This is a genomic window from Embleya scabrispora DSM 41855, from assembly GCF_000372745.1.
GTDB classification, from domain to species: domain Bacteria; phylum Actinomycetota; class Actinomycetes; order Streptomycetales; family Streptomycetaceae; genus Embleya; species Embleya scabrispora.
In genome coordinates, this window is the sequence record NZ_KB889673.1 from 63,782 (window position 1) to 77,792 (window position 14,011).

At 70.9% G+C, this 14,011-nt stretch carries 9 protein-coding genes; 1 reads left to right on the forward strand and 8 read right to left on the reverse strand.

Annotated features, from left to right (window positions below):
• Window positions 1-27: 27 nt before the first annotated feature.
• The 5 genes from A3IC_RS0124570 to A3IC_RS62625 form a co-directional block, all read right to left on the reverse strand.
• On the reverse strand, window positions 28-1,335 hold the full coding sequence (locus A3IC_RS0124570) for an ABC transporter substrate-binding protein (RefSeq protein WP_026218686.1): 1,308 nt from the start codon (window positions 1,333-1,335) through the stop codon (window positions 28-30).
• A gap of 120 nt (window positions 1,336-1,455) precedes the next feature.
• Window positions 1,456-4,269: an ABC transporter permease subunit gene (locus tag A3IC_RS56375; protein WP_020552715.1), complete on the reverse strand. Its 2,814-nt coding sequence runs from the start codon at window positions 4,267-4,269 to the stop codon at window positions 1,456-1,458.
• A 2-nt stretch (window positions 4,270-4,271) separates the two neighbouring features.
• On the reverse strand, window positions 4,272-6,527 hold the full coding sequence (locus A3IC_RS0124580) for an ATP-binding protein (RefSeq protein ID WP_020552716.1): 2,256 nt from the start codon (window positions 6,525-6,527) through the stop codon (window positions 4,272-4,274).
• A gap of 492 nt (window positions 6,528-7,019) precedes the next feature.
• Window positions 7,020-7,895: an alpha/beta fold hydrolase gene (locus tag A3IC_RS0124585; protein ID WP_020552717.1), complete on the reverse strand. Its 876-nt coding sequence runs from the start codon at window positions 7,893-7,895 to the stop codon at window positions 7,020-7,022.
• Window positions 7,896-8,047: 152 nt separating this feature from the next.
• On the reverse strand, window positions 8,048-8,659 hold the full coding sequence (locus tag A3IC_RS62625) for a TetR/AcrR family transcriptional regulator C-terminal domain-containing protein (RefSeq protein WP_158696086.1): 612 nt from the start codon (window positions 8,657-8,659) through the stop codon (window positions 8,048-8,050).
• A gap of 551 nt (window positions 8,660-9,210) precedes the next feature.
• On the opposite strand from A3IC_RS62625, the gene A3IC_RS56385 reads away from it, so the two are divergent.
• A complete protein-coding gene (locus A3IC_RS56385; protein WP_052173771.1) occupies window positions 9,211-9,864 on the forward strand; it encodes a cutinase family protein in 654 nt (217 codons plus the stop codon).
• A 1,479-nt stretch (window positions 9,865-11,343) separates the two neighbouring features.
• On the opposite strand, the gene A3IC_RS0124600 is transcribed toward A3IC_RS56385, so the two are convergent.
• From A3IC_RS0124600 to A3IC_RS0124610, 3 genes are all read right to left on the reverse strand, one after another.
• Complete coding sequence (locus A3IC_RS0124600; RefSeq protein WP_245599422.1) at window positions 11,344-11,946, reverse strand: transposase domain-containing protein; 603 nt, start codon at window positions 11,944-11,946, stop codon at window positions 11,344-11,346.
• Window positions 11,947-12,214: 268 nt separating this feature from the next.
• Window positions 12,215-13,159, reverse strand: coding sequence for a phosphotransferase family protein (locus A3IC_RS0124605; RefSeq protein ID WP_020552721.1), 945 nt, complete (start codon window positions 13,157-13,159; stop codon window positions 12,215-12,217).
• Window positions 13,160-13,376: 217 nt separating this feature from the next.
• Window positions 13,377-14,009: an HAD family hydrolase gene (locus A3IC_RS0124610; RefSeq protein ID WP_020552722.1), complete on the reverse strand. Its 633-nt coding sequence runs from the start codon at window positions 14,007-14,009 to the stop codon at window positions 13,377-13,379.
• Window positions 14,010-14,011: the final 2 nt, after the last annotated feature.

Below are 14,011 nucleotides of genomic sequence, written 5' to 3' on the forward strand. Positions count from 1 at the left end.
CAATCGGCGGAGCAATCAGCTGAGCAGTCAGGACGGCACCGCGATGAAGCGGTTGGTGCCCGGCTCGTACGCCTGGACCCGGAAGGGGAGCGCGCCGCTCGGCGTCCGCTGCGCGTACATCGCGTCTTCCCGGTAGTTGGGCAGGCGGTACTTCCCAAGGCCGAACCCGGCCTGCTGGAAGGTGTTGTAGTTCAGGTCCTTGCCGGTCTTCCCGGCGATCGCCTTGAACAGGGAGAGGTTGATGCAGGCCGTCTGGACGGATCCACCCAGGGTCGGCAGGCCGGGGGCAACGGTGGTGGGGTCGACGAGCTTGCCGGTGAGCGAGGGGTCGGCCTGCTCGACGGTGTGCACGCAGTCCACGATCTGCGGTTCCGTCCAGTCCAGAACGGGGTTGACCACCACCGAGCCGGTGAGCGTGCCGAAGTCGTGCCGGCCCTTGTCCTGCGTGTAGCCCGAGGGGTTGAGGCTGAACAGCAGGCGCGGGCGCCAGTCCGACTTCTCCAGGATCACCGGTATCTGCGAGGCCGCGCCGCCGGTCAGCAGGATCGCGTCGGCCCCCGCGGTCCGGGCCTTCTGCAGGAGGACGGTGCCCTGCTGCAGGGTCGCGGCCGGGTCGCCGGCGGTCGACGCGAGGTAGCCGGTGGCGACGGGCGCGGCGCCGTTGCGCTCGAGCGCGGGCAGGAGGATGTTCTCGGCGTCCGTCCGCCCCTGGGTATCGGCGACGACGGCGACCTTCTTGCCCGTCAGGTCGCCGTGCGCCGCGAGCGCGTCGACGGCCTTGGCGGAGGCGTCGCCGTCGATGTCGGTGAACCAGGGGGCCTGGGCCTGCGCGTACAGCGCGGCCGGCATGGCCCCGCCGATCAGTGCGGTCTTGTGGGTCTGGACGTAGCACGAGGTCTGGTCCGCGATGGGCAGCATGCCCAGGACGGCGAAGACCTTCTCGTCCTCGGTGAGCTTCACACAGGTCTCCTGGGCGGAGGCCGGAGCAAGCAGGTTGATCTTCGCGAACACGGGGACGATCTTGCGGCCGTTGATCCCACCTGCGGCGTTGATCTTGGCGATCAGCGCCTTGTAGGCGACCTCGAAGTCACCCGCGTCGAGGTTGACGAACGGCTTGAGCGCGGCGAAGTCGGGGTAGACGACGCCGATCCTGATGCTGTCCGCGGTGACCCCCGGCGCCGCCGCCGGCACGGCCGAAGCGTTCGAACCGGAGGAGGTGGTGGGCGACTTCTTGTCCTCGACGGTGCAGCCCGCCGCGGCTGCCGCCACGCACAGCGCGGCCAGTATCGAGGTGGCACGCCGGGCGGTCGGACGGATACGTCTGGTGGTGGTCATGCCGGTGGAGTCCTTTCGGAGGGCGGAGCGCAACTGGAGGGCTGGGTACAACTGAAGGGCGGGGCGCAACTGGAGGGTGGGGCGCAACCGAGTGGGGGTGTGACAGGCGACGGGACCGGCTCAGGTGGGCACCGCGTCGCTGCGTTCGATGGCGCGTTCGTCGGTGCCGAGGTAACTCGCGACGACCTTCGGGTCGTTGCGTACGGCGGACGGTGCGCCGGTGGCGATGACGCGGCCGGTCTCCAGGCAGTACACGCGGTCGCTGATGCCCATGATCAGCGGCATGTCGTGCTCGATGATCAGCATGGACGCGCCGAGTTCGCGGCGGATCTCGCGAATGAGCGGGCCGAATGCCTCCGTCTCGCGCTGTGCGACACCGGCGGTCGGCTCGTCCAGACACAGGACGCGGGCGTCCAGCGCGAGCAGACCGGCGAGCTCGACGATCCGCCGGGTGCCGGTGGACAGGTCGCCGATGAACGCGTTGGCGTATCGGCCGAGGCCCAGGAAGTCGATGAGGTCGTGTGCCTCGGCCTTCTTGGCGCGCTCCCCCTTCAGGGATTTGGGCAGCCACAGCGCGGACGACAGCAGTCCGGTACGTCCGCGCGCCTCCAGGGCGATCTGCACGGTCTCGGTGACCGTGAGCTCGGGGAAGAGCGTCGCGGCCTGGAAGGTGCGGCCCAAGCCGACGGACGCGCGGCGCGCGGGCGCCAGTGTGGACACGTCCCGGCCGAGGAGTTCGATGGTGCCGGTGGCCGGGACGAACCCGCCGATGGCGTTCATCAGGGTGGACTTGCCCGCGCCGTTGGTGCCGATCAGGCCGACGATCTCGTTCGGCATGACCTCGATCGCCACGCCGTCGACGGCGGCGACGCCGCCGAACCTGACGCGGATGTTCGAGGTCGCCAGCACCGGCTTCCCGGCGGGCAGCGGTGCGCGCTCCGTGGGGGTGAGCGACGTGGGGACGGCACCGACGGTCTTCGCGGGTGCCGGGCCCAGACGTTGTTCCGCCCAGGAGAGCACGTCATCGCGCATCGCGTAGCCGATCTGGACCAGACCGCCGGGGAAGTACAGCAGCAGCATCAGCAGGCCGAGGCTGGAGGCGAGCAGCGGCACGATGGAGTTGCCGGGGAACACGGCGGGCAGGCCGATCACCCACAACGATCCCCATACCGGCCCCGAGGTGGTGCCGAGTCCGCCGATGACGACGACGGATACCAGCATGAGGGAGTCCGCGCTGCGGAAGTAGGCGTCGCTGTAGGGCACCGTCTGGAGCGCGCCCGCGAGCAGCGCTCCGCCGAGTCCGGCGACGCCTCCTGCCAGGGCGAACGCCCGCAGCTTCACGCGGGCCGCGGGGACGGTGTACGCGGATGCGGTCGCCGGGTTGTCGCGTACCCCGATCGTGGTCCGGCCCACGCCCGTGCGGCGCAGCCTGCCGGTCACCGCGAGCACGGCCACGAGCACGACCAACACCACGTAGTAGTAGGGGCGTTGCGCGGTGATGTCGATCCCGAAGACGTCGGTGCGCGGGAAGGACGCGGCGGTCTGCGTCGGACTGTCGTGGAACATGTCCTGGGTGTAGACCCACTGCTCGCAGGCGACCGCGAACGCGAGGGTGCTGACCGCGAGCAGCAGTCCCCGCACGCGCAGTGCGCCGGCGCCGATCACGGCGGCGAGCGCCGCGGTCAGCAGCGCCGCGACGCACACGGCGGTGGGGAACGTCAGGCGCTGGACCACGAGGACGTTGCCGCCGCCGATGTCCAGCCGCAGTCCGCGCGAGAGCGATGCCGCGGTGAGCGCGCCGATCCCGGCGAACGCCATCTGCCCGAGCGAGAGTTGCCCGGCCCAGCCGGTGAGCACGGTGACCGAGGCGGCGCAGATCGCGTACGCCAGGATGGTCGTGTAGAGCAGCTGCTTGGACGGCTGCGTGACGAGCAGCGGCATGACGACCGCGATCAGCCCGAGGAACACCAGGCCGAACCGCTCCAGGTTGCGCACCCACCACAGTTCTTGGAGGCGTACCGGGATCGGCCGGACCTTGGGCGCGAAGGAGAACGTCGACGCCTCGGTGTCCCGGCCGCGCCCCACGACGAACACCGCGACCAGGACGAGCGCGAAGACGATCATGTCGGTCAGGCCGGGCCGGTCGATCCAGTTGAACTGGACGACGGATTCGAGGAACCCGAGGAGTACTCCGGCGACCAGGGCGACCCGGAAGGAGACCATGCGGGCGATCACCGCGGCCGCCAGCGCCCTCATCAGGGTGGTCATGCCCAGTACCGCGGGGGAACCGACCGATCCGGTGCGGCCGGAGATGAGGATCAGGCAGATCGTCGCGACGAGCCCGGCGATCGCCCATACCGCGGTGGAGACGGCCTTGGGGCTGATGCCGTTGAGCCTGGCCAGGTCCGGGTTGTCCGCCGACGCCTTGACCGTCTTGCCGAGCACGGTACGGGCGAGGAACCAGCCCAGCGCGACGGCGACGAGCGGGACGACGACGAGCACGGCGAGCTGGGTCGCGGTGACCTCTACGCCGGCGGGACTCCACTTCGCCGCGGACCACACCGGATACGAGTTGGCGGCGTCGACCTCCGGATAGGCCATGACGATCACCAGCGCCAGCTGGGCGACGCCGATCGTGGCGACCAACAGGATCACCCGGGGTGCGGCGAACAGGCGTCGGACCACGACGAGGTCGACGACCGCGCCGAATACGGTGCCGACGACGAGGGAGACGGCCAGCGCGATACAGAACGGTACGCCGTAGCGGAGGTTCAGCAGGGCGAACAGCGCTGAGCCGACCAGACCCATGTTGGCGACGGCGAAGCTGACGATGCGGGTGGAGCGGTGGACGAGGACGATGCCCATCGCGAGCAGGCCGATGACCATGCCGTTGACGACGCCGTCGAAGGCGAGCTGCCGGGTGAGTTCGATCATGGTCAGCCACCGTCCTTGCCGAGGAACACCGCACGGGCGAGGTCGTCGCGTTCGGCGAGCTCGCGGGCGTCGCCGGTGAACCGGACCTGCCCCTTCTCCAGGAAGACCGCCCGGTCGGCGATCGCCAGCGCCACATTCAGGGACTGCTCGACGATGATCATCGTCATGCCGTCCGCCTTGAGGCGCTCGACCACCGCGAGCAGGTCCTGGACCACGACGGGGGCGAGGCCGAGCGAGAGTTCGTCGATGAGCAGCACCTCGGGGTCGTGCATCAGCACCATGGCGAGGGCGAGTTGTTGCTGCTGGCCGCCGGACATGCTGCCCGCCCGCTGGGCGAGGCGGGCGTTCAGGTCGGGGAACACGTCCAGCACATAGGCGAGTCGGGCGTCGCGGTGTGCCCGGTCCCGGTCGCGGAGCCCGAACGCGGCCATCTCCAGGTTCTCCGCCACGGTCATGCCGGGGAAGGTGCCCTTGCCGCCGGGCAGCAGGCGGATGCCGTACCGGCCGCGCTGCTCGGGCGAGACGTACGTGATGGTCTTCCCGTTGAGCCGGACCACGCCGCGAGAGGGGGTCCCCAGGCCGCAGATCGCCTTCAGGATCGTGGACTTGCCGGCGCCGTTCGTCCCCAGGAGGGCGAGGACTTCGCCGCGCCGGACTTCGAACCCGACGCCGAACAGCACCTGCACGTTGCCGTATTCGAAGTCGATGTTGTTGACCTGGAGCACCGGGACCTGCTCGGGGTCCCGGGCCTGGCGATCCCTCTCGGCGAGCTCCTCCTGGAGCTCACGGACGACCAAGGCCAGGTCGTGCTTGATGAACGAGGAACTGCGGATCAGCATCAGGCTGCCCACCAGCGTCGCCGGGACGCCGATGACCAGTGCCGCCGCGCGCGCGTCGTAGGAGTCCAGGATGAGCGCGGACAGCAGCGAACCGCCGGTCGCGCCGATGAAGAAGATGTAGATCGCCGCGAGCGCCGTGCCCAATCCGCGCAGTCGGTACGGGGATACGGACTGCATGACCGGGCCGATCATCGCGAACGCCGCGGACAGGAGGACGAGCGGCAACATCTGTGCGATGACGAATGCGGGCGCGGTCGGCATGAACCACTGCACCGGCGTCAGCGCCGCCACCGGCAGGATCAGGTAGCCGACCAGCTTCAGGGCGCGCGCCGGGTCGGTGCGGTAGAGCCGGTCGTAACGGGGGCCGACGAACGGCAGGACGGCCAGCACGCCCAGTCCGCCCAGGGTGCCGTACACCCCGCGTTCGAAGGTGCCGAGCCCGAAGTGGTCCTCCATCCACAGGTTGGTCAGCACCGGTCCGGTGAACAGGCCGAAACCCATCGCCGCGAACGCCAGGATGACCGTCTTGGTGGTGCGGATGCGCATCAGCCGGGCGAACGCCGCCTCGACCGAGATCGGCATCGGCTTGTCGTGGGTGATGACCTCGCCGAGCACCGCCTTCATCTCGTGCTGTCCGCGCGGGGGTTCGGGCAGCCGGAAGGCGTACAGCGCCACAAGCGCGGTGGGGACGCCCAGGACGAAGAACGCCCAGCGCCAGCCGTCGTCGCCGCCGGCCACGGCGGCGATCGCGCCGACCACCAGCGGGCTCAGCACCCCCGCGAGGCGGCCCGCCATACCGGTTGCCGCGGCGATGCGGCCCCGTACCCCGATGGGGTAGGCGTCCGCGTTCAGCGAGCCGTGCACCGGCAGTGTGCTGGCCTTGGCCACCCCGACGCCCAGCCGGGCGAGGAACATCAGGAATACGTTCGCCGCCATACCGCATGCGAACACGAAGGCGGCGAAGGCCAGTCCGGCCCATCCCGCGACCCTGCCGCGCCGGTACCGGTCCGCCAGCCAGCCCATCGGCAGCGCACCGAGCACCAGGAACGCGCCCGACGCCGCCGACAGGAACACGATCGCTCCGTCGCTCATCCCGAACGAGTCTCGGATGTCCGGGGCGAGCACGCCCAGCGTCGCGGTCTCCAACTCGTCGAACGCGGACAGCGCCATCAGCGTCAGGAACGTCGCCGACCCGCCTGCGGCAAGACCCCGTCGGAGCGTCAACTGCTCGCCGCCCACCCCGGGCAACAGATCGTCGGCGAAGAGCACCCCACGTTCGGCCTCGGCCGCCCGGGCACGTGTCGCCTCGGCATCGACGAGTTCGGCGGCCAGGCCCGCGGCGGAGCGGCGCTGCTCGTCCCGAGGCGCGACCACCTCGATGGCATCGTCCCTGGTGGCATCGTCCACCGCGCCGCTCACCGGCAACGCCCGTACCGCGTGGGCCGGTTGCGCCCAACTGCCACCTGCGGCCGTGCCGGAGGGTGCGATCGCCGGCCCTGTCGCCCGTGGGACGGATCAGGCGCAGGGGGAAGGAAGGTCGTACACATCGGGCATCCTCGCGGCTCGGAACGGTCACCACACAGACGAACCCGCAGGCGTGACACCCCGACCGCGCGTATGCGGCCGGGACGTCTCCCGGTGCGGAGCCCAATTGTTTATTCCAGATTAAATAAATGTCCAGACCCTGAAGGGGAGGACTTCTCGGGGCCGTTCAGGCACGGCGCCGCGTCGGGGTGTGCCGACCACCATCGCGGCCGAGAACGCCACACGCCCTGCAGGCATCGGGCCTGCAGGGCGTGTGGTCGACTCCCCCCGGGGGAGCAGCCAGGCGGGTCGGCGGGTCGGCGTCCGGAGGATCACCGCGTGGGCGGGGTACGGGGATCCGCCGCCGTGGTCGGCCGAGTGGGTCGCTCAGCTCTCCGCGTCCACCGAAACCCAGAAGTCCGCCAGCGCCTTCGCGGTCTCCTCCGGTTGTTCCTCGTTCGGCGTGTGCCCCGCGTTGGCGATCACCACGTGCCGCGCGTTCAGGTTCCGGGCCATCTTCGCCTGCGTCGCGGGTGTCCACGGCATGTCGTTCTCCCCGTACATCACCAGGAAGCGCACATCCGTTTGTGCCAACACCTCCACCCGCGACGGCTCTCCCAGCATCGTGCGGATGATCCCGATCAGGTTCGCCTTGCGCGTGTGGACGAGCCGGTGCTTCAGCCATACCTGCGAGCCGTGCGCGAGTCCGGCCTTCCTCAGTTGGCCGCGCATGAGCATCCACAGCAGCGACGTCCCACCGATCCGCAGGATCCACACCAGCGGCCCGACCATCTTCGCGCCCGCGAACTCGGTGTTGCCCGGGCCTGTGCCGAGCAGCGTCAGGCTCCGCACGCTCGACGGCGCGTCCGCCACCGCACGCTGCGCCACGATCCCGCCGAAGCTGTGTCCCAGCAGGTGCACCGGCGCGGTGTCGACGGCCGCGATGACCTCGGCCAGTTCGGCCGCGAAGGCGGTCACGTCGTACTCCCGCCACCGGGTCGGGCCGGGTGACTGGAACTGGCCGCGCTGGTCGTACGACACGACGCGATACCCCTCGGCGGCCAACGGCTCCAGCATCGGCAGGAAGTCTTCCTTCGAACCGCTGAACCCGGGCACCAGTACTGCGGTGCCCCTCGTCTCGACGCCTTCCGGCGGCGTGATCTCCAAGGCCGCGAGCGGCCCGCCGGTCGTGCGCAGTTCGATCCGCCGGGCGGACTCGGGCAGCTGGGTCGGGTAGAGCGATGGGTCGGCAGCGGTGGCCATGGGCACTCCTCGATCTGACACATGCGGCTCCGGAAACGGCGCTGAAACGAGTCAGCGGCCGGGAGGCGTCGAGTGTAGGACCACCAAAAGTGCAAGGGAAGACTCGGCCCGCACGTCGAAGAGGCTCGGGCCGCTCGGCGGGGCCGCTCGGTTCAGCCCCGGCCGGGGTCGACAGGCGAAGGCGCCAGACCGGCGAGTGCCGCGTCCAAGTCGAAGGCGAACTGCGCGTCCGGGTCGTAGCCGCCATGACCCGCGGCGCGCATCAGCGGCAGTGCGTCCGGCTCATCGCGCAGAATCTCGCTGATCGTTGCCCGATGCGGCTCCTGCCCTTGGGCGCGCAGCATGAAGACCGAGCGAACGTTGATGTGCACCAACTCGCCGATCAGCGTCACGCACCGCCCCGCGACGACCGGGTCGAAGCCCGCGTCCACCAAGACCTCGTGCAGCCGCTCGATCTGGTCCAACTGCCGCCGCCCGGCCGGTCCGCTGAACGCGAAGTACTCCGCATGCCCCGGCAAGGTCAACGACGCGTCGCGGGTCGCGTAGGCGAACGCCCGCAGCCAGGTGCGCCAGTCCGCGTCCGGCGCAGGCATCCACGACTCGTCCAGTACACGCTCGATCCGCGCCGCGGCCACCAGCGCCGCCAGCGAATCGCGGTCGCCCACGTGGTGGTAGAGATTCGGCGCGTGCACCCCCAGACGGTCGGCCACGGCCTTCATGCTCAAGGGCTCGCCGGCCGCGTCCAACTCCAAGGCAGCCTGCACGATGCGGTCGCGGTCGATACGTGCCGGCCGTCCACGTCCACGTCGGCCGCCGCTCATGCTCCGACCTCCCGCAATGTGTTCTCCCGCAAATCTCCGGGGCAGCCGCCACCGGCGCACCGCGAGTGGGAATCTTCGGCGAGATTCTTTCACGGGCGTGCGATCGGGCGCCGCGCGGCCGGGCGACCGCCGCGGATCGTCGTGGCCGGTGGACCCGCCGGTCGGAGCGCCTCCGAGTGATTCCCCGCGGCCGTCCGCGAGTTCGGCCCCGGCTCCGCACGCCCCGCCGGCGGCGCGCGGGTATCGACGAGCGGTCGCCGCCGACGTGCATGGCTCCACCCGATCGGTTTCGCTTGCAACCTTTGTTACCCGGTGGTACAAAATCCGAGCTGACGCGATTCAGCGGCGTGGCTGCGGTGCCGCGACGTATCGATGCCCCCCGTGCGGGGGCGCTGGATTGCCGGCTTCCGGCACACCGGCGTGCGCCGGTTCGTTCGGCGCCATACCGAAGGGCCCCCATGTCACGAACCCGTACCGCCGCCAGACTCGCCGCCATGGCAACTGCCGCGGTGACGGCGGCAAGCACCCTCACTGTCACGTCCGGCACTGCCTCGGCTGCCACCGGCTCGTGCGCCGACATCGACGTAACCTACGCCATGGGCACGCAGTTCGGCCCGTCCGGACCATCCGACCCCGACCCCGTCTACGACGCCCTCGTCGCCGCAATCGACACCCGCCTCGGCGGCGCCAAGACGGTCTCATACCACCGCGTGAACTACCCTGCCAGTCTTGAGCCTTGGTCCGCGTCCGTCGGCAATTGGGACCTCGTCCGGCACATCGAAGCCCAGGCCGCTGCCTGTCCGAACCAGAAATTCGCCGCGGTCGGCTACTCACAGGGCGCCAACGTCGTGTCCAACTCCGTCGGCGTCGGCAGCCTCGGCTCCCTCACCGGCGCGCCCATCGTCGCCGTGATCCCGGCAAACATCGAACCCCGGGTCGCAGCGCTCGTGCTCTACGGCAGCCCGCAGCGCGGAATACCGCTGTACAAGCCCACCACGATCACCGGCACCTACCGGGCCCGCACTCTCGACGACTGCGCCACTGGCGACCCCGCCTGCGGAGGAGGCGTCGACCCGGCTGCCCACCTGTCCTACTCCCGACCCGAACACAGCGTCCCCGCCGCGGACTTCATCGCGGTACGCATCTGACCGACGCCAAGCGTGCCATCCGCCGGGTCTCCGCACCGCCGGGGACCCGGTCACCAGGTCGGGATCACCACGCGTTCGGCCGACGCCGAACGCGACCTCGGGCCCCACCCGGCCCCAAACCCCCGTTCTCATGTCCATTGCATGTCGAGTGTGGTCGGGTCGCCACGCGGGCACCTGCTACCGCGCCACGTCCCGACACGGCGACCCGATGGCGTGAGGTGCTTGCCATCGGGTGGTGCCGCGACGACCGCGCTCGCTCCCGTAAGGGACGGATTTCGGTAAAGCGGCCCGTGTGGTGGGCCGATGGTGCACGTTGGCCATCGTGGCGGGCGAGCCCTGCGGCGCGGGGCGTGTCGGTTGCCGCCGCCTGCCGCAACCGACACGATCCCGATGCCCAAGCCCCGGGCAACGACACCACCACCTCGCTCGCCCCAGCCCCTGAACGCACCACCCCGGCACCCCCGTCGCACCGTCCGACCCGGCGGACGGCGCCGGCAGTGATACCGGCACTGCGCCCGCGGCTGCCGGATTCGTTCGGCCTCGACGTCGACGACAGGCCGTCGCCCTGGGCGCCACCTCGAGGACGGTGTGCACGCATGCCTCGGACTTCTTGCCGCGCATCCCAACGGGGTGCGCGGCAAGAAGATCGCCTACCACCCGAACCCGCTCGCCGCCCCGAGGGCACCACGCGCAAAATGGCGAACCCGTTCCCATCCACCCACCTACTCCTGAACGAATCAAGGCAACAACGGCGTGGTTCTTCGCCCGTTCCGGCGACCGCCACCACCTGCGCTCCCGGGAAATCACCAGCGGCCCGGCGGAATCCACGACACTCCTGCGCGATGTGGTCGACGCGAAGGACTCCGATGCCCGGGCCGCGCTGCGCGAGCGCGCACTCGACACCTACCGCGGCCCCTTCCTCGAGGGCTCGACCTTCCCCTTCGCCGACACACCGCGAAGAGCCGGCCCATCGGGCCATCGACACCCGCCACCCTCCTCCTGCAGAGCGACCCTGCGGTGGGGGAGTATCAGGCCTCGCCTCCGGGCCGTTTCCGCAGGTCCCGCAGGAGTCGGCCTCGACCGACGACGTCGCCGTGTGCCGTCGGTCTTCCGAACTCCCGTGCGAGCGTGAGTGCTTGGGTGGTTGACTGATGTGGAACGGTCGTGACGGCGCGGGCGGGGAAAGGCACCGGCAGCATGAGGTTTCGCCGGTCCGCCTCGGGCGCCGTTGGTGTGATGTCCTTGCCGCCGCGTCGATCGATGCGTGTCCACGCGTTCGCGGCCGTCTCTCACGAGCGACTGCTCCTGCCGCTCGCCGGGCGCGCGTCGTCGGTCCGGGGCGGTCGCGTTCGACCCTGCACGGCGCGTGATGCGTTGCCCGCCCGCCTGACGATCGCCGCTCGGCCGATGTCGAATCGTCCCCATGGGAGGAGAGCAGAGTGATCCATTGCCCGCGTTGCCGTCAGGTCGATCAGGTCGTCAAGGTCCGGGCGTTGTCGAGCGGGCGCGCGTGAGTTCCCCGCTCCGGGAGGAACCGATGGCCGCAGCGAGCAGTCCGCGGGTGCCGGTTTCCACCAGTGCGACCAGCCGCAGCGTGGGATAGCCCGCCCAGCCGTTGGGATTCCTGCGCAGCCCGAGCCACGTGCGATTGGCCTCGGTCTCGGGGACCTTCAGCGAGTTGCAGCCGTCGATCGCGACCGTGCGCAGCCCGCGATAGGTCACGCCGGGCGTTCGGGGGCCGGCGATCGGCCCGGCCAGCGCGTCGAACAGGGCCTTCATCGGCGCCGGCCCCAGTCGGCGCCGTAGGTCGCGCAGGGCCTTCTCCGACGCTCGGGGCACGGCCAGGTCGTCCAGTCCGGCGACCAGTTTCGCCCACACCCGCAGGTATCCGATGCCGGAGAACAGTCCCAGGCCGAGCAGGAAGTACACGCCCACGCGCGAGGGCAGGTCCCGCAGTCGGCGTTCGCGGGTCCTGGTCTCCTCCAGGACCGCGTCCACCAACTCGAAGGGCACGTAGCGCGTCAACGCTCCGAGGTGGCCGGGCGCGAACACCCCGGCCGCGACCCGGACGGTTCGTGACACGCCCACCATGGCGGTGCGATCAACGGACTGCAGAGGCAACGAGACTCCCAAAACCGGCGACATCGACACGCCTGTCCTACGGCCGTCTCGTCGACGTTGTCCCTGGCATCTACCGAATCCCACCCCAACCAGCGATGGACACGGACCCATGATCCGTAACTTCGCGGCATTGCTGACGCGATGGCTACGCCACCCTGGACAGTCCGACCCGACCCCTGAAAGCGCGGGTTATCGGGCGGCTCCCACGGGCCTGGCGTCCGACCCCAGGTCAGCAGCCTGTGGGTTCACGGTCTTGGCCCGGTGTCAGGGCAGGCGCGCGGCGAGGGGCGCGTCCGGCCGCGGCGGCTCGGCGTTGGTAGGCGCGCAGGCCCGGGGCGCGGGCGGGGTCGCCTTGGCGGCTGCCGCGTTCCCAGTGGCCGGTGAGGGCGGCGAGGAACGCGTCGACGCCGTCGGGGGCGTTGCCCGTGAGCGGGTGGCCGGTCAGGAGGTCGGCAACGTCGACGGGTCGGTGTCCGGCGAGGACGAGTTGCGGGGCCAGTGACGCGAGGTCGACCCAGCCGGGGCCCAGGGTGGCGTGGGCCCAGTCGACGAAGACGGGTCCGTGGATGCGGTCGCGGACCATGTTGTCCGCGCGCAGGTCGCCGTGGACGACGCGGTCGCCGAACGCGTGTGCGGGCCATGCCTGTTCGAGGTCGCGCAGTCGGTCGAGCCGGCCGCTCGCCCAGGGGTCGAGGTCGGTGAGGTGGGGATCGCTCCAGCCGTGGAGGCGGATGCTCTCGGCGGCGGTGGTGCCCACCGCGGTGCGGTAGCGGTCGTCGGCGGGGTCGGCGGCGAGTTTGTCGAGGCGCTCCGGCACGGCGGCCGTGTCGGGTGAGCCGGGCCCGAGGTCGGGATGGGGTCCGTCGAGGTGTTCGATGACGACCACCGTCCAGCCGTGGGTTCGTTCCAGCGTGATCGGGTCCGGCGCCGGCGCGCGGTGCGGCAGTGCGTGCAGGACGGCGGCCTCCGCGACGTTGGAGGCCGTCAGGGGGTCGTCGTCGGGGGCGGCCTTGACGAATACGCGGCGCCCGCTCGCGAGGGTGAGGACGGCGGCGAGTTGGTGGCCGAATCCGCCGGCGGGTCCGGTGGCGTCGACGATGCGGCCGCCGAGGGCGTGTTCGAGGTGGGTGCGGACCGGACCGGGCAGGTCGGACCATTGGATGCGGTGCGGCATGAGTGCGGGAACCTTCGCGCGGGGTGTCGGCCGGGTGGGGTGTGTCCGCCGGGCCGGGCCGAGCCTGTCGAGGGTTGGCTCAGTTCTCCGGCACGGCGCGGGGTGCTCGCGCGTCGGCGCGGACAGAGGCCATCTCGCGTGTTCCTCACGGGTTCGTGGGGCGGTACGTCACCGTGTGGTGCGTACCGCCCCACAGTAGCGGTCGAAGGGGACGGGTTCAGGCGGGTTTCACCGTGCCGGTGCCGGCGAGGAGTTCGCGGGGGTCGCGGAGCACCCGGGCGGCGCCGGCCGCGCGAAGCGCGCGCGTCGGTGCCCATCCCCAGGCGACGCCGACGGCCGTGACGCCGGCGGCGTGCGCGGCGGCCATGTCACCGGGGGTGTCCCCGACGAACGAGACCGACGACGAGGCCGGGAAGCCGAGGCGGTCCAGTGCCAAGTGGAGGCCGTCGGGTGCGGGTTTGGGTGCGGCGTCGTGGCGGGTGACGATCACCGGCAGCACCGCGGCCACCTCCGGGGGCAACAGCCAGGCCAGGCGGTCGCGGTCCTGAAGGGTGACCACGGCGAGGGGTGTTCCGCGCAGGTGGAGGGCGCGCAGGCTCTCCACGACGCCGGGAAACGCGTGGACGTTTCCGGCGGCGGCCAGGGCCGGATCCCACCACCGCGCGCACGCGCCGTCCGGGTCGATCACCCCCAGGTCGGCCAGGACGTCGCAGCGGGGCCGGAGCAGGGCGTCCGGGGGCAGACCGAGGATCGGCACGCGGCGGCCGAGCGCGCAGGTGGCAACCGCGGCGAGGGTGGCGCGCACCGCGTGGGCGGTGTCGAGGACGACGCCGTCGAGGTCGAACAACATTG

What these genes read in the sequence shown, in the direction of transcription:
- A3IC_RS0124570 (WP_026218686.1), bottom strand. Translation starts at nt 1,335, where the DNA reads ATGACCACCACCAGACGTATCCGTCCGACCGCCCGGCGTGCCACCTCG.
- A3IC_RS56375 (WP_020552715.1), bottom strand. Translation starts at nt 4,269, where the DNA reads ATGATCGAACTCACCCGGCAGCTCGCCTTCGACGGCGTCGTCAACGGC.
- A3IC_RS0124585 (WP_020552717.1), bottom strand. Translation starts at nt 7,895, where the DNA reads ATGGCCACCGCTGCCGACCCATCGCTCTACCCGACCCAGCTGCCCGAG.
- A3IC_RS56385 (WP_052173771.1), top strand. Translation starts at nt 9,211, where the DNA reads ATGGCAACTGCCGCGGTGACGGCGGCAAGCACCCTCACTGTCACGTCC.
- A3IC_RS0124605 (WP_020552721.1), bottom strand. Translation starts at nt 13,159, where the DNA reads ATGCCGCACCGCATCCAATGGTCCGACCTGCCCGGTCCGGTCCGCACC.
- A3IC_RS0124610 (WP_020552722.1), bottom strand. Translation starts at nt 14,009, where the DNA reads ATGTTGTTCGACCTCGACGGCGTCGTCCTCGACACCGCCCACGCGGTG.